Genomic DNA, 23,165 nt, shown 5'->3' on the forward strand with positions numbered 1-23,165 from the left:
TTACGGTTACCCATACAGTAGGCAATACGATTGATACGCTGTATAAGTTAGCAGGGTACGCCGCCGCCGGAAATAGCCGGGCCGGAACCCGAGCGAAGAAAAGGGGGACGCATGGCCTTGCAGGAGGGGCGAGCGGGGGGCTGCGCCGAACCCGAGTCAACGCGATCGGGTGACGCCCGATTCGGCGAGCGGCCACTCTCCCAGACCGTGGCGGCCGCCGGCGCCATGCGGCGCCTGAGCTCACTGCTGCTGGCCCTCGAACATCCCCATCCCACCGTCGACACCATGGTGGAGAAGTTCGCCGAATGGGAGAGCGAACTCTCTGCCGCTGCGCCGGTGGACAACGCGCCGCGAATCGGCGACGTCCCCGATGATCCCCGGCGCGTCTATCTCGACCATGCGACCGACATCGGCGCCTACAATCCGTGCTTCCCGGAGTATCGGTTCGATCACCTCGATGCCGACGAGGCAACGGGGCGAGTCAACTTCCCGCTCGTCTACGAGGGCCCGCCGGGATGCGTGCACGGTGGCTTTCTGGGCGTCTTCTTCGACTGCGTCATCCAGCACCACAATTGCGTCACGGGCCTGTCCGGCAAGACGCGATCACTGGTCGTGACGTTCCGACGACCGACACCGGTGTTGACCGCGCTACGGTTCGACATCGTCCGATCGCAGGTCGAACGCGGCATCGCATCGACGGCACGGCTGCTACTCCACGGCGAAGTGCTCTGCACCGGCCAGGTGAACACCTTGGCGTCACCGCCTGAGAGGCTGGCCGGGTTCAAATTCGGCAGGCGGCGAAAGGAATCCGACACATGACGCCCCGGAGCGCATCGGACGATCGCGTGCTGTTCGAGATGGACCCCGACCGCCGCATCGCCACGATCACGCTGAACAATCCGGCGCACCGCAACTCCTACGACGCCGTCATGCGCGACGCCATCGCCCGCTGTCTGGATCGGGTGGCCGACGACGACGACCTGACGGTGGTGCTGTTGCGCGGCGCGGGCGGCGTCTTCTCCACCGGGGCCGACATGAACAACGCCTATGGCTGGTATGGCGAAACGACCACGCCCGGCGACGCGTCGGGCAAGCGCCGTCCCAGTCAACGTCGGCGACTTACCGTGGACCGTAAGTCTTTTGGCTTCTACCACAACTTCATGGGCTTTCCCAAGGTGACGGTGGGCGAGATCACCGGATATGCGCTGGGCGGCGGTTTCGAGATGGCGCTGATGACCGACATCTCCGTGATAGCGCGCGACACGAAGGTCGGCATGCCGGCCACCCGCTTCCTCGGCCCCGCGCTCGGCAGCCTGCACATGTTCTTCCACCGGTTGGGTCCGGTGCTGGCCCGGCGCCTGCTGCTGACCGGCGACATCATCGAGGCCGGCGAGCTCGAACATCTCGGGATCTTCACCGACACCTGCGATTCCGCCGCCGTCCCGGCGCGGGCGCGGTACTGGGCCGAGAAGGCGGCGAAGATGCCCGCCGACGGGGTGGTCATCGCCAAGGAGGCTTTCCGCCTCGTCGAGCAGAGCCAGGCATACCAGGGTGAGGAAGTCGCGAGCTATCTCTTCCACGCCTTCGGCACCAACCTGCAATTCGGGCCAGGAGAGTTCAACTTCGTCAAGGCCCGCGCACAGCATGGGACCAAGGAAGCGTTCCGGCTCCGTGACGAACACTTCGACGTGCCGGAACCCGAAGTGTAGTAACCCTATTCGGTATCCGGCTAGCGCGCGGCCGGGGCCTTGGTGCGTGCGCGTGACGCGGGCGACTTGGCCGCCTTGCGTGGCCGTGACGGCGCGGCCTTGCCGCCTTTCGGCCCCTTGCCTTCTTCGATCAACCGGCCGGCGTGATCCAGGATGCAGCCGAGTCCGTACTCGAAGTTGGTTTCGTCGGGTGCGCCGATCCGGTGCCCGATGCGGCTGACTTGGGCCAGCAGGGGAGTCTTCTCGGGGTCGATGGCGACGGCGTCCTCGATGGCACGCGCACCCTCATGGGAGGATTGGTTCTTCTCGTAAAGCCGCTGCAGCACCACCGAGCCGCGGACGTGCACCGAAACCGCCGAGTAGGTGTCGAAGGCGTCCTCCGGCGACAGCCCGGCTTCGACCAGGTTGGCGATGGCCTTCTCCATCTCCTCGGCACCCAGCCGTGCCGCCTTCGGGCTGAGCGCGGCGCGGATCAGAATCAGGTCGCACAGAATTGGGTTACCCATGAACGTTTTACGCATCAGGCGCGCGTGGTTGGCCAATGTCTCGCGCCAGTCGCTGGCCTCGACGTAGGGGGTGGCGAACCGATACTTGCTCAATGCGCGGTCGGTCATCGCGTTGAGCAGGTCATCCTTCTTACGGAAGTACCAGTAGATGCTCGTGACGCCGACGCCCAGATGTTTGCCAAGCAGCGGCATGCTCAAGTTGTCGATCGATACCTGCTCCGCGAGTTCGAATGCGCCACTGATGATGTCATCGGGATTGATGGATCCGCGTTCGCGGCGTTGACGCCTATCGGCGGTAGCCTGCTTTGCCACTACGGGCACCTCCATCACGCTGTATCCTGTGCATGCGGTCCAAGAGCCGTACCGACTCACCTGCGCAAGCTTAGCCGTGTCGCCGCTCGACGATGTCCGTCAACCCGGCTTTCGTGCACTTTTCATCTGCTACTGTAATACCTATCGTAGGCGTTTTGGTAACGATAGGCCGGGCGGGCGAACATGACCGGGCGCAAGCCATTCACCCAGTCATCCGATGAGCCACGGGAATTGCCATGGATTTAGGGCTGGCGGATGCCGCAACGGTGGTAGTCGGCGGTAGCCGCGGCATGGGTTTGGCCACGGCCCGCTGCCTCGCCGACGAAGGTGCCCGGGTCGCGGTGATCGGCCGCAGTCGTGACGCGCTCGACTGCGCCGCGGCGGAGTTGACGGGGCGCGGTAGCCCCGACGCCGTCGGGCTCGTCGCGGACATTGCCGATCCCGGTCAGGTCGACGAGGCGTTCGCCGAACTCGGCCGGCGATGGGGCGGAGAACTCAATGCCCTTGTCAATACGGTCGGGCCGGGAGCGGCGGGCACGTTCGACGATTTGGCCGACGAGCAATGGCGCCAGGCCGTCGAAGACGGGGTGATGGGCATGGTGCGCTGTGTCCGCGCGGCACTTCCGCTGCTGCGCAAGGCGCAATGGGCGCGGATCGTCAACTTCTCGGCCCACTCGACCCAGCGGCAGAGCGTCATGCTGCCCGCCTACACGGCGGCCAAGTCGATGCTGACCAGCGTGTCCAAGAATCTGTCTCTGTTCTTGGCCAAGGACGAGATCTTGGTCAACGTGGTGTCGCCCGGCAGCATCGCGTCCGAGTCGCTCGTCGGTTGGGCGAAATCGGTGGGCGTCGACGGCGGCGATCTTTACGCGTTGATGGACGCCATCGACAAGCACTTCGGCCATCCGGCCCACATGCCACGGGCGGGGCTGCCGGAGGAAATCGGGCCGGTGGCCGCATTCCTCGCGTCGCGGCGCAACTCCTACATGACGGGGGCCAACATCAACGTCGACGGTGGTTCGGACTTCACCTGACCGCCCGGAACGAAAAGCTCGGCCGAAAGAAGGAGTCGAAAGTGGCGACGGCAAGCGAGGCCCGCGCCTGGGCGCGCGGCGCATTGCGCGGAATCGGTGACTCGCTCTACACCCCGTTCTGCGGGCCGGACGGCGACGACATCGACTGGGAGGCCTATCGGACGCTGGTCCGTTACTGCGTCGGCGACCTCGGGCACCCGATGTTGTGGTGCACCAGCGGTCTCTCGGAGTTCTGGTCGCTGACCATCGATGAGCGAAAACGCTTGTTAGAGGTAGCGATTGAGGAAGGGCGTGCCGTCAATCCCGACGTCGTCGTGCAAGCCTGCACGGCCGCCATCGCCGCGAAGGACTGTCTGGAGTTGACGTTGCACGCCCAGGAAGCCGGCGCCGACATCGTCTACATCCAAACGCCGATGATGGAAGTGCATGGCGGCGAGGGCGTTCTGCGATTCTTCAAATACATCGCCTCGCGCACCGACATCGCCTTGGGCATGTTCAACTCGCCGTCGTCCGGCTACGTGCTGACCGCCGCCGAAAGCGCGCGGATCTACGATGAGGTGCCCGCCGTGTGCGCGACCAAGGAGGGCGCCTTCAGGCCGGCCAGCAGCCGGATGCTCCACCAGCTGGCGCCCGGCCTGGTGCTCTGGGAGTGTGACAAGACGGTGTATCGCGCCGGTTGGCTGCGCGACGGGATCGTCTGTCCGGCGCAACTGGGCACCGCGGGCTATCTGTTCGAGACGCCGCGGCGGCGATTGTTCTCGGAATACTGGGATTTGGTACAAAGCGACAAGCTGCTCGAGGCGATGGACTTCGGCCGCGAGTCGGGCCTGGACCAATTCGACCTCGACGTCGGATCCTGGTGGACGTGCTATCCGGGACGGGCCGATTACTTCACTCACTGGGGTGGCGCGTTCAAGTACGCCGCCTCGCTTCTCGGCTTGCCGATAGGCGCGTATCCGCATTCCCGGCCACCGCAGGCGGAGTTGCCGACGGAGGCCAAGTCGCAGATCGAGAACGCATACCGCCGGCTTGGGCTCATCGAGGCCTAATCGGCGGCCAAAACCGCTGCGCCACATCGGGATACATAGCAGAGCCCGGCCACCGAGGTGACCGGGCCTGTGCCTAACCGTCTACTGTTCGGCCTGCTCGCGCGCCTCCGCGGCCTTGGCCTTGCCGCGGGCCTTCTCGGCCGCGGCTTCCTTCTTCGCCGCGCTGCGCTGCGCGTCGGCCTTGTCCTGCTGCGCCTGGCCCTCGTTGACCAGATCGTTGCGGCCGATGATCGTGCCCACGATTTCCTTGGCCTTGCCGAAGACGGCTTCGACGATGCCCTGGATCAGCTCGACCGGACCGCTCTTGATGTCAACCATTGCGTTTCCCCTCCCGGTAGTGGGTATCTGTGTTGGCTTTCCCTTTTCGCCGCCAGGAGGAAACGCGATCGGCGCGTGGTGCTCGCCACACCCGGGATATCCGTGCCACTCCTGGTCATGAGTAGCCCCGTCGACGGCGGTCAGGGGTGAGGTTCAGCAAGCCGAAATCCCCTGTTCGGCCGGGGTTCGTGGGCACCCGAAGGCGGTTGTGGAAAACGGTACCGATAGGTATACAGTATGCGTACAAATCGTCGCGGGATCGGGTAGCGGTCGTGAGGAGGTGGCGGGGGAGATGTCCGGCGGGGACGACGCTTCCGAGGCCGCAGTGCTCTACGAGTCCACCGGCAGCGGCGTGGCGATTCTGACCTTCAACCGTCCTGAACGCCTGAACGCCTGGGGGCCGGACATTGCCGCCGGCTTTTACTCGGCGATCGACCGCGCCGAACAGGACCCGGCCATCCGGGTGGTCGTGCTGACCGGCCGGGGCAAAGGATTCTGCGCCGGCGCGTATCTGGGCACGCCGAATTCCGCACCGAGTTACGGCGACACGATGGAGAAGGCGAGTCAGACCAACCTCGCCGAGTTGGTCGGGGAACGGCCGCCGCATTTCGTGACCACGCTGCGCAAGCCCGTCGTGGCCGCCATCAACGGCGCCTGCGTCGGCATCGGCCTGACCCAGGCGCTCATGTGTGACGTGCGGTTCGCGGCCGCCGGGGCCAAGTTCGCCGCGGTCTTCGCCCGCCGCGGACTGATCGCCGAGTTCGGCATCTCCTGGATACTGCCGCGACTGACAACCTGGGGCGTCGCCCTGGATCTGCTGTTGAGCGGCCGCACCTTCCTCGCCGAGGAGGCGGCCGACCTCGGCCTCGTCAAGGACGTGGTCGCGCCCGAGGATCTGATGAACCGCGCGCTGGAATACGCGGAGGACATCGCACGCAACTGCTCGCCGGCGTCCATGGAAGTGATCAAGCGGCAGGTATACGGTGACGCCACTCGCGATGTCGTGGACGCCACGGCGCGTGCCGAGGTGCTGCTGCACGAGGCGATGCCGCGGCCGGACGTCATCGAAGGCATCACCAGCTTTCTGGAGAAGCGGCCCCCCCGATTCCCTTCGCTCGACCCGACCGACGCTTAGTGTTCGCCGGTGATGCCGGAAAGGATGATCATGACCAGCTTGGGTTATAAGGCGATTGACGTCGACAACCACTACTACGAACCACTGGACGCCTTCACCCGCCACCTGGACAAGAAGTTCAAGCGGCGAGGCGTGCAGATGCTCAACGACGGCAAGCGCACCTGGGCCGTGATCGGGGATCGGGTCAACCACTTCATCCCCAACCCGACCTTTGACCCGATCATCGTGCCGGGCTGCCTGGACCTGTTGTTCCGCGGCGAAATCCCCGACGGCGTCGACCCCGCCTCGCTGATGAAGGTCGAGCGGCTGGCCAGCCACCCCGAGTACCAGAACCGCGACGCGCGGGTCGCGGTGATGGAGACCCAGGACGTCGAAACGGTGTTCATGCTGCCGACTTTCGCGTGCGGCGTCGAGGAGGCGCTCAAGGGAGACATCGAGGCCACGATGGCCTCGCTGCACGCGTTCAACCTGTGGCTCGACGAAGATTGGGGCTTCGACCGGCCCGATCACCGCATCATCGCCGCGCCCATCATTTCGCTGGCAGACCCGGCCAAGGCGCTCGAAGAGGTCGAGTTCGTGCTGGCGCGCGGCGCCAAGCTGGTGCTGGTGCGGCCCGCGCCGGTGCCCGGTGTGGTGAAGCCGAGATCGCTGGGCGATCCCAGCCACGACCCGGTGTGGGCCCGGCTCGCCGAGGCGGGGGTGCCGGTCGGCTTCCACCTCAGCGACAGCGGCTATCTGCACATCGCCGCGCAGTGGGGCGGCAAGGCGACCTTCGAGGGGTTCGGGGAAAAGGACCCACTGGATCAGGTTCTCCTGGACGACCGCGCCATCCACGACACGATGGCCTCGATGATCGTGCACGGTGTGTTCACCCGCCACCCCGGGCTCAGGGCGGTCAGCATCGAAAACGGCTCCTATTTCGTGCATCGGCTGATCAAGCGGCTGAAGAAGGTCGCCAACAACTACCCGCGGCATTTCCCCGAGGACCCGGTGGAGCAATTGCGCAACAATGTGTGGATCGCCCCCTACTACGAGGACGATTTGCAAGAGCTGGCCAACGTCATCGGCATCGACAAGATCCTGTTCGGGTCCGACTGGCCGCACGGCGAAGGCCTCGAGACGCCGGTGTCGTTCGCCGGGGAACTCAACGGCTTCGGCGAAGCCGATGCCCGAAAAGTGATGCGCGACAATGCTCTCGACCTGCTCGGCGTTCCGGTCCCGTCGGCCGTTTAGCGCCCCACCATGAGTGAATGGACTGTGGGCGCGGTTCTGGACGCCATCGCCGACGCCGTGCCGGACCGGCTGATGACCGTCTGCGGCGACCGCAAGAGCACCTTCGCCGACTCCGCGGTCCGCACCAACCGGTTGGCGAACTACCTCGAAGGCAGGGGTTTCGGCGTCTACGCGACCCGTGACGCGCTGCAGCGCTGGGAATGTGGACAGGACCGCATCGCGTTGCTGATGTACAACGACCTGTACCCGGACATGGTCGTCGGCTGCCTGAAGGCGCGCACCGTCCCGGTCAACGTGAACCACCACTACTCGCCCCGGGAAATCCGCGACCTGCTCGACTACGTCCGCCCACGGGGGATCATCTACCACCGCTCCCTCGGCGCCCGGTTCGCCGACGTCCTGCCGCCGATCGGTACCGAGTTGCTGATCTCCATCGAGGACGGCAGTACGGTTCCACAACTGCCGAAGGCGATCTCGCTCGACGACGCCCTGGCGTCCGTCGGCCCCGATCGCGAGGAGACCGGATCTCCGGACGATCTCATCATGATGTGCACCGGCGGGACGACGGGGCGTCCGAAGGGCGTGCTGTGGCGACAGAGCGACATGTACGTGTCGTCGATGGTCGGGGCCGATCATGCCAGCGTCACGGAGATTCACGACAAGGTCGCCGCGGGCGGCCAGCCGTGGTTCGCCGTCTCCCCGCTCATGCACGCCGCCGGCATGTGGACCGCGTTCTCCGCGCTCTGCGCCGGCCTGCCCGTAGTGCTTTACGACGACAGCAACAGGCTGGACGTCCGGTCGGTGTGGGAAACCGCGGAGCGCGAGAAGGTGGGCATGATGACCATGGTGGGCGACGCGTACGCCGGCCCGCTGATCGCCGAGCTGCGCGCGCGTTCCTATGACCTGTCCTCGCTGCGTGCGATCGGCACCGGAGGCGCCGCGACGAACGCGAAACACAAACGCGCACTGATGGAATGCCTGCCACACATCACCATCATCGAGGGCTATGGGTCGTCGGAGAGCGGCAACATGGCGTTCGGGCACAGCCGCGGGGGGACCGCCAGCGAAACCTTCCAACCCAGGGAGGGGGCCAGCGTGGTGTCGGCCGACCGCAGCCGATTTCTGCGGCCCGGTGAGCGGGAAGTCGGCTGGGCCGCCAGGACAGGCCGCATCCCGCTCGGGTATTTCGGTGACGCCGAGGCCACGCAACGGACCTTCCCCGAGATCGACGGCCGGCGGGTGGTGATACCCGGCGACCGGGCATCGCTGGAGAGGGACGGCACCATCCGCCTGCTGGGCCGCGACTCGCTGGTCGTGAACACCGGTGGCGAAAAGGTTTTCGTCGAAGAGGTCGAAGAGGTACTGCGCGCTCAGCCGGGCGTCGCCGATGCCCTGGTCGTCGGCCGACCAAGCGAGCGGTGGGGTCAAGAGGTCGTCGCGCTCATCGCCATGCAACCCGGCGCCCGGCTCACCCCGGACGGCCTCTACCACGCGTGCACGGCACAACTGGCGCATTTCAAGGCGCCGAAGGCCGTCATCTTCGTCGAGCAGATCGAACGCCTCGGCAACGGCAAGCCCAACTACCGATGGGCCAGAGAACAAGCCACTCAACACCCTCCGGTGAGCGCGCTGGTAGGGTCCGACGCCGAAGGAAGTCATGAATGACAAAGTGATTGACTGCCTGGTGAACGTCCACTTCGGCGAAGCCGAATCTCAGCCGACGTGGATGCTCAAGGTCAGGGACGACTACTTCAAGGGCCCCGAGTCGATGTTCGCCCCGGTCGATCTCTCCGAATTGCTCGCCGAGATGGACGAACAAGGTGTGCACAAGGCGATCCTGATGGACTCGCTCACCAACCCGTCCACCACCGCGCGCAAATTCGCCGAAGCCAAACCGGATCGATTCGCCTTGGCCGAGGGCGGGGTCAACCTGCTGCGCCCGGTGCCGTCGCTGCGCAAGCTCGCCGAGATCGCGGGCGACCTGCCCGTCGCGTATGCCGTAGTGGGGCCGAGCTTTTGGGGCGACGGCCAATACCCGCCCAGCGACGCCGTGTACTACCCGCTCTATGCCAAATGTGCGGAACTGGACCTTCCGCTGTGCATCAACACCGGCATCCCGGGGCCGCCCATACCCGGCGAGGTCCAGCACCCCATGCACCTGGATCGCGTGTGCGTACGATTCCCCGAACTGCGGCTGTGCATGATTCACGGCGCCGACCCGTGGTGGGACGTCGCGATCCGCTTGCTGCTGAAGTACCCGAACCTGCGCCTCATGACGTCGGCGTGGTCGCCCAAGCGGCTGCCGGAGAGCCTGCTGCACTACATGCGCACGCGCGGTCGCAACAAGGTGATCTACGCGTCCGACTGGCCGGTGTTGCCCATGCGGCGGGTCATCCCCGAGGCCCGTGCCCTTGATCTGCCGGCCGACGTGCTGGATAACTACCTTTACAACAACGCGCAGGATTTTTTCTTCGGCGACCGCGCCTGACCGAGAACGGGAGCACTGACGATGGACCGCTTCGAACTACGCCGACTGGACTACAGCCTGTCCGACGATCATGTGGCCCTGCGGGACGCCTATAAGCAGTTCTTCAAGACGCACTGCTCCATCGAAACCGTCCGTGCCGCAGAGCCGTCGGGTTTCGACAAGAACCTGTGGGAGAGGTTGTGTGGGATGGGCGCGACCACGATGGCGTTGCCGGAGTCCTGCGGCGGTGACGGCGCGACCCTGGTCGACCTCACCCTGGTGGCCGAGGAGGTCGGCCGGACGCTGGCACCGGTTCCGTGGATCGACCACGTCTGCACCGCACGGCTGCTGGGGCGGCTCGGCGCGCTGGGCGAGGCTGCCGCCGGGATCGCGGACGGGGAACAGCTTGCCGCGCTGGACCCGCGCATCGACGCCGGGCGCGGCCCGCGGTTGATTCCGTCGGGGTCGATCGCTGACCACGTCGTCGTCCGCGAAGGCGAGGAAGTCGTGCGCCTGACCTTCGCCACCCGCCCGGCGAAGGTCGACAATATCGGCCGCCTGCCCATGGCCTGGGTGGACCCCGCGGTGGCCGACACGCGCGAGGTCATCGCCGAGGGGCCCGATGCACTGGCGAGTTACCTTTTGGCGCTGGACGAATGGCGGCTGCTGACCGCGGCGGCGCTCGTCGGGCTGGTGGAGGAGACCATGACCATCGCCGCTGAGTTCGCCAAGACCCGATACACGCTGGGTGTGCCCATCTCCACGCTGCAGGCCATCTCCCACCCGCTGGCAAATATGGCCATCACCGTCCAGGGTGGCCGCAACCTGGCTCGCCGCGCCGCCTGGTTCCTGGACAATGAACCCGGCGAGCGGCCCGAATTGGCGCCTTCCGCTTTTGTTTTCATGGCCGAGGAGGCGGCGAGGGCGGCGACCATGGCGGTCCATATTCAAGGCGGCCTCGGGGTTTCGGCCGAGGCCGCGGCGACGGCGTATCTGGTGCGCGCCCGCGGGTGGCCACTGGCTGGCGGCGATCCGGCGGCTACGTCCCAACGGGTGGCCGAGATCGTGGCCGCCCGCGAGAGCGCGGCGCAGCCGGCGTAGGAAGGGGCAACACGATGGATTTCTCCCGCGTCGAGCTGTCCGAAGCCGACGAGGCATTCCGCGACGAAGCGCGCAGCTTTCTGGCCACGCACATGACCGAAGAGGTCAGGCGCCGCGACAGGGAAACCGGCGACAACTTCGACGAGGGCCTGCACCTGAAGTTCGGCGCCGCAGGCTATTTGGCGGCGGAATGGAAACCGGAGTCCGACGGTGGTCTCAGCCGGGTGCGGCGGCGCATCTGGGAGTTGGAGAAGCGGCGGGCACATGTGCCGTGGGTGACGTGGGGGACAACCGCGATGGTGGCCCGCTCGGTGGACAAGTTCGGGTCACCGCAACTGCGTGAGGAGGTGCTCCCGAAAGTCTTCAGCGGCGAGGTTCGGTTGTGCCTCGGCTACACCGAGCCCGAAGGCGGCTCCGATGTCGCCACCTGTAAGACCCGCGCGGTACGGGAGGCGGTTGGATCGAGCTGGGTCATCAATGGCTCCAAGATGTTCACCACCGGCGCCCATAACTGCCAATACGTCTTCCTGATCACCAATACCGACCCGGACGCGCCGAAACACAAGAGCCTGACCATGTTCCTGGTGCCGCTGGATTCGCCCGGCATCGAAATCCAGGGTATCCGCACGGTGGATGGCGATCGGACCAACATCGTCTATTACAGCGACGTCCGCGTGGACGACAAATACCGGCTGGGCGAGGTGAACGGGGGCTGGACGGTGCTGCGCGAACCGCTCAACGTCGAGCACGGCGCCGTCGCCGCCGCCCCGGACGGTCTGCAGGATACGTCAATCATGATGCACCAGGCCAGTTTTCTGTCCGAGGCGGTGGACAAGGCGGCGGCCTGCGTGGCGCGCACGGACGGCGAGGGCCGCCGACTCATCGAAGACAAGTCGGTCGCGTATCGACTGGGCCGCAGCGTTGCCCGACTGGAGGTGGCGCTGGCCACCCCGAGCGTTTTCGGCCGGGTGGCCATCGCACAAACGATGCGCGACATCTCCCCGGAACTGATGGACATCCTCGGCGCCGCGTCCGCGTTGCCGTACGGAGCCGAGGCGGCCGCCGACGACGGCAGCGCCGAATACGCCTACCGGTTCGCCCCACTGGTGGGCATCTATGGCGGAACACTGGAGGTCTTCCGCAACATGATCGCCCAGTACACCCTCGGGCTGGGCAAGCCCGCGTACGCGCCGCCGGTCAAGAAGGTGTCTTCGATCAGCGCGAACGGGTAATCCTCGCGAGGACGTCGGCGTGTGCAGCTACACCGAGCACTCGCAGCCCCGAAATGGGAACCCGATACGTGCTAGGGAAAACCCTGATGTTGACGATCGCCGGCATCGGTAGCGTGGTGCCGATGGCGAATATCGAGGAGCACACACAGGGGTTCCTCGTCGAGTGGTACGGGCCGCAGGCACCCGCCCACTCGATCGGCGACGTCGTTGATCGTCTCAACACCAGTGCCGCATCCGTGTCGACTGATGGCAAGCAGGTCCGGCTGCTGACGGCGATGGGCGTGCCGGCGGACGATTACGCGTTCGGTGTCTTTGCTGCCGAGTCGGCCGCGCTCGTTGCCCAGGTTTGCCAGGATGCCGGCGACCCAGCGCAACGGATCAGTTCGGCTGTCGGATGGGTGCGATTCCGGGACCGCTGACCCGCCCGGCCGTACGCTCCCCGCGACCCGCGTCCGTGCCATTCGACCCGACCGCATCGCAGCGATAGGGAAATCCCCTATTTCTCCCGAACGCCCGCTGAGACCACAGTCCTAGTAACGCTGGGCGCACAACGAACCGTCGCAGGGATGGCCCGGGCGCCGGCGCGGCGGCGCGTCTAACACTGATGAAGGAAACCGTCATGACGAGAACAGCACAATCAGCACCGCTTGGGGTCGCGACCGCCATTACCGGCCTTGTCGTGTTCGTGGGCGCAATACCGAGCGGCATCGCCCACGCCGATCAACAGCAAACGCGCGACTACGTCAACAATGTTCGCGGCACCACGACGTGCCCAGGACTGACGGCGCGTAGCGACCTCGACAGCATCGCCCAGCAGTACGCGACCACCGAAAAGCCGCCGCAGGCCGGCGGATATCCCGGGACGGTGGTCGGCTTTCTCGGTTCGGGTGATCCCTTCGCCAAGGCTGATGACAGCGCGATGGCCAAGGCGAAAAGTGCACTGGCGAACTGCAACTACACCGACTTCGGGGTGGGCTTCATCCGGCACGATGACCGCAGTGTCGACGTCGTCACGATCGTGCTGGGCCAGTCGACCAAACCGTCAGTCGCGCCGCCGCAAAACCAGCAGCCTGGTCCCGGACTTGGTGTGGCGGCGGATTCTGTCATCCAGGCGCGCAGCCAATCCCATTGTCCAGCATTGACGTATCGGACCAGCCTTGAAAACGAGGCCCAGCAATACGCGCGAACCGAGAACGCCGCACTGAGGGCAGGCGAAGTGGGCTTCCTGGGTTCCGGTGACCCGATTATCAAGGCCATCCAAAGCGCCACATCAAAAGCGAATCCCGCCATTGCCGACTGCAGTAACACGACCTTCGGTGTGGGCTTCGTCCGACACGATGACCGCAGCGTCGACGTCGTTACCGTAGTGCTGGCCAAGCAATAGGTGCGTCCGAACGAAAATCCCTGCAGTGAACCAGATTCGAGTAGAAAAGAGACGCCTGTGCGACAACAAGCGGGCACGGCCATCGACAGGACACGGTATTGGCTCCGGACGACCGGTGGTGAGGTCCACCGAACGAAAGCACTGGCCATCGTCGCCGCGCTGTCCTGTGTGATGGCCGGATGCGGGTCGAGCGGGCCGGGGAACGCTGCGGGCCGATCAGGGCCGTCGCAGTCGGCGGCCAACGCCACGCCGCGCTCAGGAACCCGCATCGACGCGTGCTCCATGATTGCGCCACAGGAGATTACGTCGTTGCTGGGCGCTCCGGCGACAGGGGTGTCGACAGGAAAGGATCCCGATCAGGGGGACTGCATGTGGACGAACACGGCGACCGACGAATCGGTCTCATTGACCATCAGCAATCCGGGGACCGCCCTGAACGACAAGCTCCCTCCGCCGGCGGCCGGCTTCCCCGACCCCAGCACGCCGGGGCCGGACGGCATGCGGTACATGGGTGGCGGCGGGGTCGAGTTCGCCGCGGGGAATCGCGTCAACACCGTGCAGGTGGCCGTGTTGAGGCTCTCCGCGGAGCAGGCCAACGCCGCCGCCGTGAAACTTGCTCACGAAATTGCCCCGCAGGTACCCAAATAACCCCGACAGGTCAATGAACGCACAAGAGTAGGGATTCTCCTTATTACCGCATCTGACCATTCCACTTAGCGTCGTGCATGTCGGACGGACACCGACACGCCGGCCTGCCGCATCCGGCGTGCGCGGGTGGCGACGAAAAGGAGATCACCATGACCAGAACCCGGGCAGCAGTTGCAGTTGCGTTCGCGGCGCTGACGGGTTCGGCGCTCGCGTTGACGATGGCGCCGATCGCGTCCGCCGATCCACTCGCTGCCATCCGGCAGGGGGTTAACAACGCGCGAGCAGGATCGACTTGTCCCCCTTTGAACTACAGCATCCCCCTGGAGGGGGAGGCGCAGCATGCCATCGGCAACAACCTGCCGGGGGTGCCCCCGACCGGACAGTACAAGGGCACCTTCGCCGTCACGACGGCCTTTCCCTTCGGCAGCGCGAACAACGCGGAGGGGGCTACCCGCATCGCCGTTGGCGAGGCGGCTCCTGCCATCAACGACTGCAGCAACAAGGACTTCGGCGTGGGTTTCTTCCGCAAGGGAGATGACGATGCCGTCGCCGTCGTGCTCGGTAAGCCGGCCGCCGCGCCCCAAGCGCCGCCGGCGGCCGTCCAGTGTCCGGCGGGTTCGGAGACTCCGACCGTTCCGGCTGGGCAGACTTGTAAGGCAGCAGCGATCCCGAACAACCTTCCGGTGCGGTGTACCGGTAACTACGAGCTGCCTGCCGGCTCGGATTGCTCCAAGACGCCGAATCCGTCGCCTCCTGCGCCGAAGCCGCCGAAGAACGCGGTCGCGGTCAATGTCGAGCAGTCACCGACGTCAGTGGCGGTGAACGTCAAGAACACCTCGACATTGCCTGGCAAGTGCACGTATGACGCCGCGCCGAAGAACGGGCTCTTGATGCCGGCGGTGCACCGTGACTTCAACGTCAACCCGAATGATGCCACCAGACTTGACTTCCTGGCGCCACCGCTGGGCGTCAAGTATCACTTGGTGGTCTCATGCCACGGCACGTTCAATGGCCAAGACGACGAGTTCGGCCACGTCGAACAAGACGTCACCGGCGGCCTGTGAGTTCTGACGCGCAAATTCGCGCCAAACCGCTGCCCCATCATATTCGTTGGGGAACAACGTATTTCTCTGTCCGCCGTGCCCGCCATCGCGTCGGAAGCAGCCGGGACCCTCTAGGAGGCCTTCGCATGTCTAGTCACTTCGCATCGCAGCCCACGCCCGTGGCCAAGCTCATTCGCGGCACGTGGCAATCACCCATGTTGCCGGTCTGTGCGGCTGCCCTCACCGTCGCTGGAGCTGTCGTCGCGTCACCGCCCGCTTCGGCCAACGGCGGATGCATTCCCGGCGACATCGCCGGCCAGGTTCCGCGGCTGACGCGACCCGGCGACAACGTTTGTGTGCCGCCGGGCATCGCTCAAGAGGTTCAGAATGAGAATGCCGCCGCCGCCCGAGGCGACGGCTATGCAGGCGGTGGCCCTTATGGGCCTAAGACGTGTGTTTCGGGCCTGGTATGGCGCGAAGGATACGACGGCGACGCGGTGTGCGTCACCCCACAGCGACGGCAAGAAACGTGGCAGGAGAACGCCAACGCGGGCGTCGGCGCCACCGGCGGGCTGCAGCCGCAAAACAACGCACCCGGGCCGGGCAAACACACCATTACCTATCAGGTCTTGGGCGGCGGTGACGTTTTCTCGGTCATCCCCGACCCAGGCACGCCGGTGTATCCGCCCAGCACGACCAAGTGGGTTTCGACGCCGTGGTCGCAGACGGTGGAGGTGACCGGAAGCAAACTTCTGGCGTTGAACTACACCGACCACAACGGTACCCATGACTGTGCGATTCGGGTCGATGGCCAACCCGTCCCGCTCACCGAGCACAAGCCCGGCAGGTGCGCCTACCAAATGCCTTGAACGCGAAATAGCAAGCGCACCATGGCACGGCGAACTCCAGTTCGTCGACGCACACCTGGGCGGCCCGTCAGCCGTGCCCGTAGATGATCCGCAGCATCTTGAGATTGATACGGATGAACCGCCCGAATTGCACGAAGATGTTCTGCCGCGTCCGGAGTGTTGCCGGAGTGGGCAGCGGTGCATCGGCGATGCGCTCGGCCGTCAGCGCGTTCACGTCCGAATAGGTGTTTTCGTCGTCCATCGAAGTGCCTTTCATTCGGGGATCAGCCACCAGAATGGGCGGGCTTTCGCCTTGTAAATGAAGAGATGATGCAGCAGCAGCTTGATCCAGTGGCCGGCCAACCCGAGCTCACCGGAGGTGCCGGCGATGTCACGACCCGTTTGCGGGTACTTCACCGGATCGGGTACCACCGGGAACATCGTCATGGCGGCGGCCGAGCCTTCGCGCAAACCGGTACCTGCGGAGGCGACGCATGCGGCGCCCATGCTCGACATCGAGGCGCGGTGCGCAACCGCGGCCGTTCCCTTGGTGATTCGATCGCGGATGGTTTCAGCGACCGTCTTGGCCATAACGCCCGACGGCATGCCGGTGCGCGGCGGACTGGGCGTGATCACGGTCCCGTTGGGACTCGTGCGCGGCCGGGAGATGGGGTGCGGGGGCGCGAACGCGATGCCCGGGGCGAAGATGTTCGGGTAGGCGGGGGACTCGTAGGTGTGTGGCCAATCCTCGGCGGACCATTCGTCATAGGGTTTGCCCGAGTAGTCCGCGTCGACCTTCATGAAGCCTGACGGCGCGAACAGGACGGAGCTGATGTCGTTGCCGTCCTTGTCGTATGCCGCCAGTTCTGCTCCCTTGAACGGCGGTAGGAGCATGGCGAAGTCGAAGTCCAGCTCGTGCTCTCTGCCGTCCAGTTGTTCGTAGCGCAGCTTGCCGTCCATCACCTCGTGGACGGCCGCCTGCGTGATGGCTTTGACGCCGCGCTCACGGAACAGCGACTCGGTCCACAGCCGGCTGGACTGCACGAAGCCCTTTTCGACGAAACTCATGCCACCGACGCCGAAGTCGCCCAGCTCGTACTCGTTGGTGAGGTAGACGACGTCGGCCAGGTCCCGCACACCGGCGGCCCGCAACGTGTGCTCGACGTTGAAGGCGTATTCGAAGGCCGCGCCCTCGCAGGTGCAGGTGCCGTGCCCGACGCCGATGACCAGGCGCTGCTTCTCGCCGGCCTTCAGCCTGGCGATGACCCGGTCGAGCGCCTCGGCCGCCTCGACGGCGTGAGCCGCGGTGCACACCGAGTATGAGTGGCCGGCGGGGCCGAGTCCGGGGGTCGCCGCGAAGTTCAGGCGCGGCCCGGTGGCATTGATGAGGTAGTCATACGTGATGGTGCCGCTCTGGCCGTTGTGTTCCTCATCGGTGTAGGCGAAGTCCACCGACGGCGCCGACTGATCTTTGGTGCCCTCCGGATGGATCAGGGTGGCAAGCGCTTGATGAAACACGATGCCCTTGCGGCGGTAGATGGGTTCGAGCGGAATGAGAACCTTGGCGGGATCCATGCGGCCGACCCCGACCCAGATGTTGGACGGAATCCAGTTCCAGTCGGCATTGGGAGAAATCACGACGACTTCGTGACTGCGGCCCAGCCACCGGCGAAGGTGTAGCGCGGCGGTATGCCCGGCGATACCGGCGCCGAGGACGACGACTCGTGCCATTGTTGCTCCTTATCCCGTGCGCCGGCATCGCCGCACGACATGGTTGCCGCGTGGGAACGCCGGGCGCTCCGAGGCCAGATTGCGCCCCGCGGTGACGCGTTCCTAGGGCCGATGGACTCTATGGCCGGGGCATATGCGCACCGAAGAAAAAATCGGGCGCATATCGCGGAATACCCCTACCCGTATAGGTATTGTACATGGCATGACGGAACACAACCACTACCAACAGGTGCTGGACGACCTCAACCCCCAGCACCGCGCCCTGCGCAAGATGATCCCGGACGTGTACCGGGGTTTTGCCGAAATGAGCAACGGCGCACTGACCTCGGGCGCCTTGGACAAGAAGTTCAAGGAGCTGATCGCGATGGCGATCGGGGTCGTTGCCGGATGCGACGGCTGCATCGCCTCCCACGCTCAGGGGGCGGCCCGTGCCGGAGCATCCAAGGAAGAGGCCGCCGAGGCCATCGGCGTCAGCATTCTCATGCATGGTGGCCCGGCGACGATCTACGGGGCACGCGCCTACAGCGCATTTTGCGAATTCGCCGACAAGATCGCGGACGACGCCGCCGGGCCGGCCCAATGAGCGGCGACCGCCGCCTCGGCCCGATCCTCACCATCATCCGAAAGGAGCAACCATGACCGTCAAGACGCTGACCGCCGCCGATTTCGAGTCGACCGTAGTCGCAAACCCGATTGTGCTCGTTGACTTCTGGGCCCCTTGGTGTGGGCCATGCCGGGCTTTCGCGCCGGTCTTCGACCGGTCCTCGCAGAACCACCCGGAGATCGTGCACGCCAAGGTGGACACCGACACCGAGCGCGATCTGGCCGCGACGGTAGGCATCCGCTCGGTGCCGACGATCATGGCGTTCCGCGACGGCATCCTCATTTACAGTCAGCCGGGCGCGATGTCACCAGCCGTGCTCGACGACTTGATCGATCAGGTCAAGGGTCTTGACATGGAAAAGGTCCACGCCAAGATCGCCGAGCGTAAAGCTGCTGTGAGGGCGTAGTGGCGCACTCGCTTCGCCCTGGACGATAGGAAGCAACCATGTGTTACCCCGTTCGCTGCCGGCGCTGCGGAAAGATCACCTGGGCGGGGTGTGGCGCGCACGCCGAGAGCGTGATGAAGCAGGTGCCGATCGATCAACGATGCACCTGCGGCCAGAGCATCGCTAGGTAATGCCGCCGATGATCGCCACGTCAGTCATGGCATGGCGCATTCACGCAATGGCTCCCGAGTCCTTCAGTTCCTCGATGCGGTCCCAATCCATGCCCAGTTCCATCAGCACGAGCTCGGTGTGCTCGGAGGCCTGGGGCGCACGCGTGGTCACCAGGGGTTCGTGGTTGAACTGCACCGGACCGCGCACGACGCGGAAAGGCTTTCCGCCGCTGGCGAGCTCGACCTCGCTGACCATGTCGTTGGCCAGGGCCTGCTCGTCGTCGACCAGGTCGAGCAAGCTCTGGAACGGCGCCCACTGGCCCTTCATCGTCTTCAGGTGTTGCCGCCAATAGTCGAAGGACTTGCCGGCGAAGGCCTTTGCGATCAGTTCGGCGGCCGCGTTGGCATTCTGTATCAGCGGGAGCACGTCGGAAAAGCGGGGATCATCAGCCGCCTCGGGAATGCCGAGATGCTCGAAAGTGTCGCGGATCAATCCGGTCGGGCTGATGATGCACAGGTTGATGGTGCCGCCGTCGGAGGTTTCGTAGTTGCCCATGAAGGGGTTCACCGACATCGCGGTGGCGGAGCCCGGCATGGGAGTGCGCATCACCTGTCCGGTCTCCATGCCCTGCGTCACGCTCGCTCCCGCGGCCCACCAGGCCGTGCTCAACAACGACACGTCGAGCTCGAGGGCTTCGCCGGTGCGCTCGCGATGCAGCAACGCGGCCGAGATGCCGCCGGCGATGAACATGCCGCCGATGGAGTCGCCGAATGCCGGAATGCCTTGCCCCAGTGCGCCACCCAGCTCCTCGGGCGTCAGCGCGTATCCGATGCCACTGCGCGTCCAGAATGCCGTCCCGTCATAGCCGCCCGTGTCACGTTCGGCGCCCTTGTCGCCGTAGGCCGATCCGCGCGCGTACACGATGTTCGGGTTCACCGCGCGGATGTGCTCCACGTCGAACTTGTGCTTCTGGCGCTGCGCCGGCATGTAGTTGGTGAGGAACACGTCGGCGGTCTTGGCCAGTTCGTAGATCACCTCCTGGCCACCCGGCGTGGAGACGTCGATTCCGACACTGCGCTTGCCCCGGTTGGGATGCTCCATCAGCGGATGCCGCTCCGGATCGATCTGGATGCCGCCCATGTTGAGGAAGCCGCGTTGGGTATCACCGCGCAGCGGGTGTTCGACCTTGATGACGTCGGCGCCCCAATCGGCCAGGATGGCGCCCGCCGCCGGGACGAACGTGAATTGCGCAAGTTCCAGGACCCGGAAGCCCGACATCACTTTGACCATTTTCGGACCCTACTTCGCGTCGAACGTCACGGGAAGCGCCGTCGGAGAACGGAAGGGCTGGCCGTGGATGTGGGGGTCGTCGTCGGTGAGCAACCGGACATTGGTCACCCGATCCAGCAGGCATTCGACCGCGACGCGGGTCTCCAGCCGCGCCAGGTGCAGGCCCAGACACGTGTGCTCGCCGGCGGCGAAGGAGATGTGCGGCAGGTGCGTGCGGAAGATGTCGAATTCCTCGGCGTCCTGCCAGCGCCGCTCGTCGCGGTTCGCGGAGCCGATGCACACCCCGACCACCGAACGCGCCGGGATCTCGACGCCTTCGAGATCGGTGTCCTCGGTGGTGAATCGCTGGACCGTCGTCAGCGGCGTCTCGAAGCGCACGCCCTCCTCGATGGCCTGCGGCAAGAGCGCGCGGTCGGCCTGTACCGCGGCGAACTGGTCCGGGTGGGTGAGCAGCAGGTACAGCAGGTTGCCCGATGACCGGTACGTGGTCTCCAGCCCGGCCGGCAACAGCAGCCGCAGGAAGGAGTAAATCGCTTCCTCGCTTAGCCTTTCACCGTCGATCTCCGCCGTGACCAGGTCGCCGATGATGTCCTCGGTGGGGCGGGACTTGCGCAGTGCGATCTGCTCCAGGAAGTAGTCCTTGAGCGCCGCCGAGGCCTCGAAGGCATGCTCGTAGTCGACGTGGTAGCTGATCAGCTGCACGGCGCGCTTACGGAACGTCGGCAGGTCGTCGGCGGGCAAGCCCAGCAGCCGGGCGATGACACGGGTGGGGAATTCGAAGGTGAATTGCCGGACCAGGTCGGCTTCGCCGGTGCCGGCGAACTCGTCGATCAGGGCGTTGCAGATCGGCCGCACGATGGTGTTCTCCCACCGGGCCAGCGCCTTGGACTTGAATGCGGCGGACACCAGGTTGCGGTGGTCGCGATGCTTCTTTCCCTCCATCGCCAGGATGGTCGGCCCCATGAACAGGCCGATCGTCTTGTCGTATGGCGCGGAGCTGAACACCCGGCCGTCCCGAAAGACCTTGTTCACCGCATCGAACGAAACCGCGGAGAACTCGCGCTTGGGGATCAACGACTCGGGCGTCTTGGAGTAGTCCATGACCGTCCCGCGGAACACCCCGGATTCGCGGCGCTTTCGCGCGAAGAACGGGTAGGGGTCGCGCAGGCTGACGGTCTGGCCATTGGCTGCCGCATGCACGTCGGTGGTCACCCTAGATCTCCAGCATCGTCAGCGGGAACGGCAAGGCGCCTTGCGCAAGATCATACTGTAATTCTTACAGTAGACAATATGGGCGTTCACGCGGCCGTCAGCCGTTCACTGCCTGCTCGCGCGCCCACCGGTAGTCGGCCTTGCCCGACGGGCTGCGTTCGATCGCCGCGCGGAACACGACCGCTTTGGGAAGTTTGTAGCGGGCCAGCGATTGCCCGGCGTGGGCGACCAACTCCTCGGCGTCCGCGCGGGCGCCTTCGGCCAGCGCGACGACGGCCACGACCTCCTGACCCCATCGCTCGCTGGGACGGCCGGCGACCACCACGTCGGCCACCGCCGGGTGCGACGCGATGGCGGTCTCGACCTCCTCGACGAAGATCTTCTCGCCGCCTGAGTTGATCGTCACCGAATCGCGGCCCAGCAGTTCGACGGTGCCGTCGGCGCGGTGGCGGGCCCGGTCGCCCGGGATCGCATAGCGAACCCCGTCGATGACGGGAAATGTCTTGGCGGTCTTGGCGGCATCGCCCTTGTAGCCCAGCGGGACGTAGCCGCGCTGCGCCAACCAGCCCATCCCGTCGTGGCCCGGTTCCAGGATGGTGCCGAAATCCTCGTCGGCCACGAACGTGTCCGGCCCCGCGTTGAAGGTGCCGGTGGACACCGCCCCCGAGGTGGACATGTGGTGCATCTGCGCGCCGGTCTCCGAGGATCCGACGCCGTCGACCACCACGGCGTTCGGTAGGACTTCGATCAATCGTTGCTTGACGAACGGGGTGAGCAACGCGCCCCCGTTGGCGACCACGGCCAACGACGACACGTCCGCGATCCCCTTCTCGATGGAGGCCACCAACGGGCGGGCCATCGCGTCACCGACCACCGTCACCACGGCCACCCGTTCGCGCTCGATGGTGCGGACGACCTCGTCGGCGTCCAGACGATCGACGACCGAAGGGAAGACGACGGACTGCCCGGTCGTGATCGCCGTCATCACGCTCCACTGGGCCGCGCCGTGCATCAGCGGCGGCAGGATCATCAACTTGGTGCCGGGGCCCGCGACCACTCCCGCCGCGATCTCCTCGACGGACCCGAACGGCTCGCCGGTCATCAGGTTGCGCCCGCCGAAGGACGTCATGAAGATGTCGTGCTGGCGCCACAGCACACCTTTCGGCATGCCCGTCGTGCCGCCCGTGTACAGGACGTACAGGTCGTCGGGCGAAGGCCGCACCGGGGGTGGCTCCGGCGTGGAGGACGCGATGATGGTCTCGTAATCCACTGCACCGTAAATCAATTCGTTGCCGGAGTCGTCGGCGATCTGGATCAGGACCCGCAGCTGCGGGAGATCCGGCAGGATTTCGGCCACCCGTGGCGCGAATGCGGCGTGGTAGATCAGCGCGGTCGCCCCCGAATCTGCCAACAGATACTGCAGCTCGCTCTTGACGTAGCGGAAGTTGACGTTGAACGGGGCGACTCGGGCTTGAAACGCGCCCAGCAGTGCCTCGACGAATTCGTTCCCGTTGTAGGCGTAGATGCCGAGCAGGTCCTGACCGGCCTCGTGGCCGGGGATCCCGGAGCGTTCGGTGTGGCAGCCCAGCCCGCGGGAGTGCAGGTACGCGGCGAGGCGGTGCGACCGTTCGAGCACCTGTGCGTATGTGTACCGCCGTTCACCCTGGATCAGCAGCTCCCGGTCGGGAATCGCGGCCGCCACGGCCTTCGCGACAGCGGCCACCGTGAATTGTGTTGCTGTGTCGGACATCTG

Annotated in this window: 24 protein-coding genes; 17 read left to right on the top strand and 7 right to left on the bottom strand. The window is 65.6% G+C overall.

Annotation, left to right across the window (positions count from 1 at the left end):
- Positions 1 to 111 precede the first annotated feature (111 nt).
- Positions 112 to 819: a hypothetical protein gene (locus tag C1737_RS00855; RefSeq protein ID WP_102416966.1), complete on the top strand. Its 708-nt coding sequence runs from the start codon at positions 112 to 114 to the stop codon at positions 817 to 819.
- Positions 816 to 1,709 carry an enoyl-CoA hydratase/isomerase family protein gene (locus tag C1737_RS00860; protein WP_102416967.1) on the top strand — a complete coding sequence of 298 codons (894 nt, stop codon included), beginning with the start codon at positions 816 to 818 and terminating at the stop codon, positions 1,707 to 1,709. Before C1737_RS00855 ends, C1737_RS00860 begins: the two co-directional genes overlap by 4 nt.
- Before the next feature lie 20 nt (positions 1,710 to 1,729).
- On the opposite strand, the gene C1737_RS00865 is transcribed toward C1737_RS00860, so the two are convergent.
- The gene (locus C1737_RS00865; protein ID WP_068093505.1) at positions 1,730 to 2,542 is read right to left on the bottom strand and encodes a TetR/AcrR family transcriptional regulator; all 813 of its coding nucleotides are present in this window, start codon (positions 2,540 to 2,542) and stop codon (positions 1,730 to 1,732) included.
- A gap of 221 nt (positions 2,543 to 2,763) precedes the next feature.
- On the opposite strand from C1737_RS00865, the gene C1737_RS00870 reads away from it, so the two are divergent.
- Both C1737_RS00870 and C1737_RS00875 read left to right on the top strand, forming a co-directional pair.
- Positions 2,764 to 3,561, top strand: coding sequence for an SDR family NAD(P)-dependent oxidoreductase (locus tag C1737_RS00870; protein ID WP_067922404.1), 798 nt, complete (start codon positions 2,764 to 2,766; stop codon positions 3,559 to 3,561).
- Positions 3,562 to 3,602: 41 nt separating this feature from the next.
- The gene (locus C1737_RS00875; RefSeq protein WP_067922401.1) at positions 3,603 to 4,610 is read left to right on the top strand and encodes a dihydrodipicolinate synthase family protein; all 1,008 of its coding nucleotides are present in this window, start codon (positions 3,603 to 3,605) and stop codon (positions 4,608 to 4,610) included.
- An 81-nt stretch (positions 4,611 to 4,691) separates the two neighbouring features.
- Here C1737_RS00875 and C1737_RS00880 read toward each other — a convergent pair whose 3' ends face one another.
- Positions 4,692 to 4,928 carry a general stress protein CsbD gene (locus tag C1737_RS00880; RefSeq protein WP_067922399.1) on the bottom strand — a complete coding sequence of 79 codons (237 nt, stop codon included), beginning with the start codon at positions 4,926 to 4,928 and terminating at the stop codon, positions 4,692 to 4,694.
- A 292-nt stretch (positions 4,929 to 5,220) separates the two neighbouring features.
- On the opposite strand from C1737_RS00880, the gene C1737_RS00885 reads away from it, so the two are divergent.
- The 11 genes from C1737_RS00885 (at position 5,221) to C1737_RS00935 (ending at position 16,040) form a co-directional block, all read left to right on the top strand.
- Complete coding sequence (locus tag C1737_RS00885; RefSeq protein WP_067922516.1) at positions 5,221 to 6,063, top strand: enoyl-CoA hydratase; 843 nt, start codon at positions 5,221 to 5,223, stop codon at positions 6,061 to 6,063.
- A 30-nt stretch (positions 6,064 to 6,093) separates the two neighbouring features.
- The gene (locus tag C1737_RS00890; protein WP_068093508.1) at positions 6,094 to 7,296 is read left to right on the top strand and encodes an amidohydrolase family protein; all 1,203 of its coding nucleotides are present in this window, start codon (positions 6,094 to 6,096) and stop codon (positions 7,294 to 7,296) included.
- A gap of 9 nt (positions 7,297 to 7,305) precedes the next feature.
- Positions 7,306 to 8,961, top strand: a complete 1,656-nt coding sequence (locus C1737_RS00895; RefSeq protein WP_102416968.1) for an acyl-CoA synthetase — start codon at positions 7,306 to 7,308, stop codon at positions 8,959 to 8,961.
- Complete coding sequence (locus C1737_RS00900; protein ID WP_102416969.1) at positions 8,954 to 9,784, top strand: amidohydrolase family protein; 831 nt, start codon at positions 8,954 to 8,956, stop codon at positions 9,782 to 9,784. Before C1737_RS00895 ends, C1737_RS00900 begins: the two co-directional genes overlap by 8 nt.
- A gap of 21 nt (positions 9,785 to 9,805) precedes the next feature.
- Entirely contained in the window at positions 9,806 to 10,864 is a 1,059-nt protein-coding gene (locus C1737_RS00905) for an acyl-CoA dehydrogenase family protein (protein WP_102416970.1), read from the top strand.
- A 14-nt stretch (positions 10,865 to 10,878) separates the two neighbouring features.
- The gene (locus C1737_RS00910) at positions 10,879 to 12,096 is read left to right on the top strand and encodes an acyl-CoA dehydrogenase family protein (protein WP_102416971.1); all 1,218 of its coding nucleotides are present in this window, start codon (positions 10,879 to 10,881) and stop codon (positions 12,094 to 12,096) included.
- A gap of 86 nt (positions 12,097 to 12,182) precedes the next feature.
- Positions 12,183 to 12,515, top strand: a complete 333-nt coding sequence (locus C1737_RS00915) for a hypothetical protein (RefSeq protein ID WP_082972798.1) — start codon at positions 12,183 to 12,185, stop codon at positions 12,513 to 12,515.
- A 185-nt stretch (positions 12,516 to 12,700) separates the two neighbouring features.
- The gene (locus C1737_RS00920) at positions 12,701 to 13,480 is read left to right on the top strand and encodes a hypothetical protein (protein WP_233214605.1); all 780 of its coding nucleotides are present in this window, start codon (positions 12,701 to 12,703) and stop codon (positions 13,478 to 13,480) included.
- 369 nt (positions 13,481 to 13,849) lie between these two features.
- Complete coding sequence (locus C1737_RS00925) at positions 13,850 to 14,128, top strand: hypothetical protein (protein ID WP_067922381.1); 279 nt, start codon at positions 13,850 to 13,852, stop codon at positions 14,126 to 14,128.
- A 149-nt stretch (positions 14,129 to 14,277) separates the two neighbouring features.
- Positions 14,278 to 15,192, top strand: coding sequence for a hypothetical protein (locus C1737_RS00930; RefSeq protein ID WP_142393406.1), 915 nt, complete (start codon positions 14,278 to 14,280; stop codon positions 15,190 to 15,192).
- The gene (locus C1737_RS00935; RefSeq protein ID WP_142393407.1) at positions 15,189 to 16,040 is read left to right on the top strand and encodes a hypothetical protein; all 852 of its coding nucleotides are present in this window, start codon (positions 15,189 to 15,191) and stop codon (positions 16,038 to 16,040) included. The genes C1737_RS00930 and C1737_RS00935 overlap by 4 nt, the downstream gene beginning before the upstream one ends.
- 67 nt (positions 16,041 to 16,107) lie before the next feature.
- Here C1737_RS00935 and C1737_RS26660 read toward each other — a convergent pair whose 3' ends face one another.
- Together C1737_RS26660 and C1737_RS00940 are read right to left on the bottom strand one after the other, a co-directional pair.
- Positions 16,108 to 16,281, bottom strand: coding sequence for a hypothetical protein (locus C1737_RS26660; RefSeq protein ID WP_156751764.1), 174 nt, complete (start codon positions 16,279 to 16,281; stop codon positions 16,108 to 16,110).
- A gap of 11 nt (positions 16,282 to 16,292) precedes the next feature.
- Positions 16,293 to 17,750 (bottom strand): NAD(P)/FAD-dependent oxidoreductase, encoded by a 1,458-nt coding sequence (locus C1737_RS00940; protein WP_102416976.1) that lies wholly within the window; start codon positions 17,748 to 17,750, stop codon positions 16,293 to 16,295.
- Between the two features lie 202 nt (positions 17,751 to 17,952).
- On the opposite strand from C1737_RS00940, the gene C1737_RS00945 reads away from it, so the two are divergent.
- Together C1737_RS00945 and trxA are read left to right on the top strand one after the other, a co-directional pair.
- On the top strand, positions 17,953 to 18,333 hold the full coding sequence (locus tag C1737_RS00945; protein ID WP_067922370.1) for a carboxymuconolactone decarboxylase family protein: 381 nt from the start codon (positions 17,953 to 17,955) through the stop codon (positions 18,331 to 18,333).
- A 52-nt stretch (positions 18,334 to 18,385) separates the two neighbouring features.
- Positions 18,386 to 18,760 (top strand): thioredoxin, encoded by a 375-nt coding sequence (trxA, locus tag C1737_RS00950; protein ID WP_067922367.1) that lies wholly within the window; start codon positions 18,386 to 18,388, stop codon positions 18,758 to 18,760.
- 210 nt (positions 18,761 to 18,970) lie between these two features.
- Here the strand turns inward: trxA and C1737_RS00955 are convergent, their stop codons facing one another.
- The 3 genes from C1737_RS00955 to C1737_RS00965 all read right to left on the bottom strand — a co-directional run bounded on the left by C1737_RS00955 (position 18,971) and on the right by C1737_RS00965 (position 23,162).
- Complete coding sequence (locus C1737_RS00955; RefSeq protein ID WP_102417712.1) at positions 18,971 to 20,188, bottom strand: CaiB/BaiF CoA-transferase family protein; 1,218 nt, start codon at positions 20,186 to 20,188, stop codon at positions 18,971 to 18,973.
- Between the two features lie 21 nt (positions 20,189 to 20,209).
- Positions 20,210 to 21,412: a cytochrome P450 gene (locus C1737_RS00960; RefSeq protein ID WP_102416977.1), complete on the bottom strand. Its 1,203-nt coding sequence runs from the start codon at positions 21,410 to 21,412 to the stop codon at positions 20,210 to 20,212.
- 97 nt (positions 21,413 to 21,509) lie between these two features.
- Positions 21,510 to 23,162 (bottom strand): acyl-CoA synthetase, encoded by a 1,653-nt coding sequence (locus tag C1737_RS00965; RefSeq protein ID WP_102416978.1) that lies wholly within the window; start codon positions 23,160 to 23,162, stop codon positions 21,510 to 21,512.
- Between the last annotated feature and the right edge of the window lie 3 nt (positions 23,163 to 23,165).

This window comes from Mycobacterium sp. 4858, from assembly GCF_900240975.1.
GTDB lineage: Bacteria > Actinomycetota > Actinomycetes > Mycobacteriales > Mycobacteriaceae > Mycobacterium.

Excerpts from the sequence above, each read along its gene's own strand:
- C1737_RS00855 (WP_102416966.1), top strand. The coding sequence starts at position 112 with ATGGCCTTGCAGGAGGGGCGAGCGGGGGGCTGCGCCGAACCCGAGTCA.
- C1737_RS00860 (WP_102416967.1), top strand. The coding sequence starts at position 816 with ATGACGCCCCGGAGCGCATCGGACGATCGCGTGCTGTTCGAGATGGAC.
- C1737_RS00865 (WP_068093505.1), bottom strand. The coding sequence starts at position 2,542 with ATGGAGGTGCCCGTAGTGGCAAAGCAGGCTACCGCCGATAGGCGTCAA.
- C1737_RS00870 (WP_067922404.1), top strand. The coding sequence starts at position 2,764 with ATGGATTTAGGGCTGGCGGATGCCGCAACGGTGGTAGTCGGCGGTAGC.
- C1737_RS00880 (WP_067922399.1), bottom strand. The coding sequence starts at position 4,928 with ATGGTTGACATCAAGAGCGGTCCGGTCGAGCTGATCCAGGGCATCGTC.
- C1737_RS00885 (WP_067922516.1), top strand. The coding sequence starts at position 5,221 with ATGTCCGGCGGGGACGACGCTTCCGAGGCCGCAGTGCTCTACGAGTCC.
- C1737_RS00890 (WP_068093508.1), top strand. The coding sequence starts at position 6,094 with ATGACCAGCTTGGGTTATAAGGCGATTGACGTCGACAACCACTACTAC.
- C1737_RS00895 (WP_102416968.1), top strand. The coding sequence starts at position 7,306 with ATGAGTGAATGGACTGTGGGCGCGGTTCTGGACGCCATCGCCGACGCC.
- C1737_RS00900 (WP_102416969.1), top strand. The coding sequence starts at position 8,954 with ATGAATGACAAAGTGATTGACTGCCTGGTGAACGTCCACTTCGGCGAA.
- C1737_RS00905 (WP_102416970.1), top strand. The coding sequence starts at position 9,806 with ATGGACCGCTTCGAACTACGCCGACTGGACTACAGCCTGTCCGACGAT.
- C1737_RS00910 (WP_102416971.1), top strand. The coding sequence starts at position 10,879 with ATGGATTTCTCCCGCGTCGAGCTGTCCGAAGCCGACGAGGCATTCCGC.
- C1737_RS00915 (WP_082972798.1), top strand. The coding sequence starts at position 12,183 with ATGTTGACGATCGCCGGCATCGGTAGCGTGGTGCCGATGGCGAATATC.
- C1737_RS00920 (WP_233214605.1), top strand. The coding sequence starts at position 12,701 with ATGAAGGAAACCGTCATGACGAGAACAGCACAATCAGCACCGCTTGGG.
- C1737_RS00925 (WP_067922381.1), top strand. The coding sequence starts at position 13,850 with ATGTGGACGAACACGGCGACCGACGAATCGGTCTCATTGACCATCAGC.
- C1737_RS00930 (WP_142393406.1), top strand. The coding sequence starts at position 14,278 with ATGACCAGAACCCGGGCAGCAGTTGCAGTTGCGTTCGCGGCGCTGACG.
- C1737_RS26660 (WP_156751764.1), bottom strand. The coding sequence starts at position 16,281 with ATGGACGACGAAAACACCTATTCGGACGTGAACGCGCTGACGGCCGAG.
- C1737_RS00940 (WP_102416976.1), bottom strand. The coding sequence starts at position 17,750 with ATGGCACGAGTCGTCGTCCTCGGCGCCGGTATCGCCGGGCATACCGCC.
- C1737_RS00945 (WP_067922370.1), top strand. The coding sequence starts at position 17,953 with ATGACGGAACACAACCACTACCAACAGGTGCTGGACGACCTCAACCCC.
- trxA (WP_067922367.1), top strand. The coding sequence starts at position 18,386 with ATGACCGTCAAGACGCTGACCGCCGCCGATTTCGAGTCGACCGTAGTC.
- C1737_RS00955 (WP_102417712.1), bottom strand. The coding sequence starts at position 20,188 with ATGTCGGGCTTCCGGGTCCTGGAACTTGCGCAATTCACGTTCGTCCCG.
- C1737_RS00965 (WP_102416978.1), bottom strand. The coding sequence starts at position 23,162 with ATGTCCGACACAGCAACACAATTCACGGTGGCCGCTGTCGCGAAGGCC.